Genomic DNA, 2628 nt, shown 5'->3' on the forward strand with positions numbered 1-2628 from the left:
AGAAGCTAAAACGGCAGGGTCAATATAAGAAGCGGGACTACCATTAGATACAAATACTGTATAAACATACAGGTTGCCATCTTGATACGGAGCGTCCTGAATACGTGCTTGACTCTTATCATCAAATTCGATAGTAGCACCAGGACCAAACCATGCATCTTCCAACCACAAAGTAATAGGAGTATTACCCAAACCTGGAGTAGAATTTTCACTAATTGCAGCACCATTCCATTTAGCGTCACGAATTGTAACAGCTCTATCTTGGTCGATCATAACACCCCATTCAAATGAAGGCTGATCAATAGTCATTACATTTCCAAGACCACCTGTCAACATATCAAGAGAAGTACTGTAACCATTATCTTTAGTACCAAATACGTATGACAGGATAGTAGATACCTCATAGGGTCTTTGCTGAGAAGCGAGACTAATCTTATTAGTGTCGATCAAATCAGAAAACCATTTACCTTTGTATAATTGGAGGTTATTAAGAATATTATTATCCATAAAATACTAGTAATTTAATTTTTTTATTTAATAATTAATTATTATGATATACGCAGTTGTCGTGCAGCTGAGAACCAAATTGGATCATCATCAGAACCCGTAGCTTGTTTTCTAGATTTAGTAGTAATACTACTAGATTTTAAACTTCGTCTAAACTTATCAATAGCTGAATTGTTTCCTTCACGTTTAGCGGCTTCAATAAGTTTGTCAGCATTCATTGTAAAGTATGCTGATTCTATCAGATTCTTAACACCACCCTTAGCATAGTCCTTTTGGTACTTTGTTTTACCGTCTGTGTCTGGCTTAAGTATATAATCCATTAAAACCTTTTTATCTTTTTCAGGGACTGTAATACCACGTATATTCTTTAAGCCTTTTATTTCGCTAACAACGTTATCATAGAATTGCTGTTGTCTCTGTAACTATTCACGATAAGCCTTTTTCTGATCCTCTAATAGCTGTTTCTTCCTTTCTTCTTTAATCTCTTTCAGATCTTCTAAAGCGTCTTGCGCTTCATCTTCAAGTAATCCAGCTTCTTCGTATCTACTTACTAACTTATCAATCTTCTTAGTAGAGAACCCTTTTTCTTTAAGTAATTGTTTTACTACCAATTTCTGATTAGCTTCATCTTCAATATCAATATCATCTAAATCTAACTCAGCATCAATAGTCAGATACTTCTTTAAATCTCCACCTTGTTTTACGAAATTATCTAGTGCTTCAACTTCTTCACTAGAGTATTCAGGCTTACTATTTTCTTCAATGACATTTTGGAAGTAATTAATTAACTCATCAACACTTTTGGGTTTATCTTCATCTTCTTCAAATTCCCAATTGAGTTTTTCAGCCATAGCGTCAAAGAAGTTAGTAACAACATTTTCTTCATTATTATCTTCAACCTCTTCTTCCTCTTCTGTTTCTTCCTCAATAGTTTCTTCTTTACGAGGTCTACCAGGCTTACGTTTTGATTTATCTTCAATATCTTCTTCTTCAATTTCTTCTTCCTCAGTATCTTGTTCTTCTACTGGTTTTTCTTTCTTATTCTTTACTTCGATATTGTTATTTTTAATATCTTCCAATTCTTCATCGTCTAGTGATTCAAATTCATCAGCGTTAACATTAATGTTTTCATCAACATTTGAATTTCTAAAACCACCGTCTGGATTAGGGATAAAGCTATCTAGTACAGCTTCAAATCCACCTAATGTCATTTTTTTATCCATAATTAAAATATTTAATTAGATTTATTTTTTCTTCTTTTTACCTTTATTCCATTTAGCAGCATTCTAAGCGAATATTGCTCTTTTTCTTGTTACAGGATTCTTACTGTGAGTTAGCTCTTCAGTTGTCTTTCCTGTTTTCTTTTTAGTTGCATTGAACTTACCTCTATTCTCTGGCTTTATCTTTATCTTCTTCATAATTCTAAAATTGTTTATTTACTATTGGATAAGTACCAAGTAAAGGTATCTTGTTAAACCATTTTGTATACTATCCAGGTGTAGCAAATTGAAGATAAGCAGCTTCAATAGATCTCATATCTTTAGGCAAGGATCTTATAGCTTTCTTAATCTATCTAGAAGTTACCTTATCTCCTATATTATTAATCATACCAGTCTTAAACATATACTCTCTAAGAGTATTCATATAAGACTTCTATTCTGTACCTTTGCTATAATAATCAGTTTTATCTGGAAATAATGGATTCTTCTATTTTGATAAATCTCTTTTTAACTCTGCAAACATAGAGTTGCTATAATCGGGGTTTGAACTTTTAGCTAAATTGAAATCTACATAGTGTCCTAATTCATGTCTAGTAGTAGGATAATCTATCTCTGTAAGATTTCTATTTATCTAATATTCAAAATCATCATATCCTGCTGGTTGTCTTCTAGTAATATACCTATTTACAGCTGCATCCTTAGCCTGCATTTTAGCCTTAGCATCTAATTGTTTTATAACAGGATTAGGCAAATTCCAATAATTAGTGTTATACTAATTAATTATATCTTCGTATACTTGAGCATAATTATCACCATAAGTATTCTAAATCTATCTAGCTCTTTCCATATAAGCTGGATTAGAATATAGATCCTCAATTATTCTATTTCTAGATTCTATAGC

General features: G+C 32.1%; 3 protein-coding genes. All 3 read right to left on the reverse strand.

Annotation, left to right across the window (positions count from 1 at the left end):
- Positions 1 to 507, reverse strand: a 507-nt coding sequence (locus GH681_RS22620) for a hypothetical protein (protein ID WP_153163758.1), incomplete at its 3' end; no start/stop codon positions are given.
- A 41-nt stretch (positions 508 to 548) separates the two neighbouring features.
- Positions 549 to 827, reverse strand: a complete 279-nt coding sequence (locus GH681_RS22625) for a hypothetical protein (protein ID WP_153163759.1) — start codon at positions 825 to 827, stop codon at positions 549 to 551.
- Positions 828 to 929: 102 nt separating this feature from the next.
- Positions 930 to 1718 carry a hypothetical protein gene (locus GH681_RS22630; RefSeq protein WP_153163760.1) on the reverse strand — a complete coding sequence of 263 codons (789 nt, stop codon included), beginning with the start codon at positions 1716 to 1718 and terminating at the stop codon, positions 930 to 932.
- Between the last annotated feature and the right edge of the window lie 910 nt (positions 1719 to 2628).

Origin of the sequence: Zoogloea sp. 1C4, from assembly GCF_009469605.1 — a bacterium.
Classification (GTDB): domain Bacteria; phylum Pseudomonadota; class Gammaproteobacteria; order Burkholderiales; family Rhodocyclaceae; genus Zoogloea; species Zoogloea oryzae.

What these genes read in the sequence shown, in the direction of transcription:
- GH681_RS22625 (WP_153163759.1), bottom strand. Translation starts at nt 827, where the DNA reads ATGGATTATATACTTAAGCCAGACACAGACGGTAAAACAAAGTACCAA.
- GH681_RS22630 (WP_153163760.1), bottom strand. Translation starts at nt 1,718, where the DNA reads ATGACATTAGGTGGATTTGAAGCTGTACTAGATAGCTTTATCCCTAAT.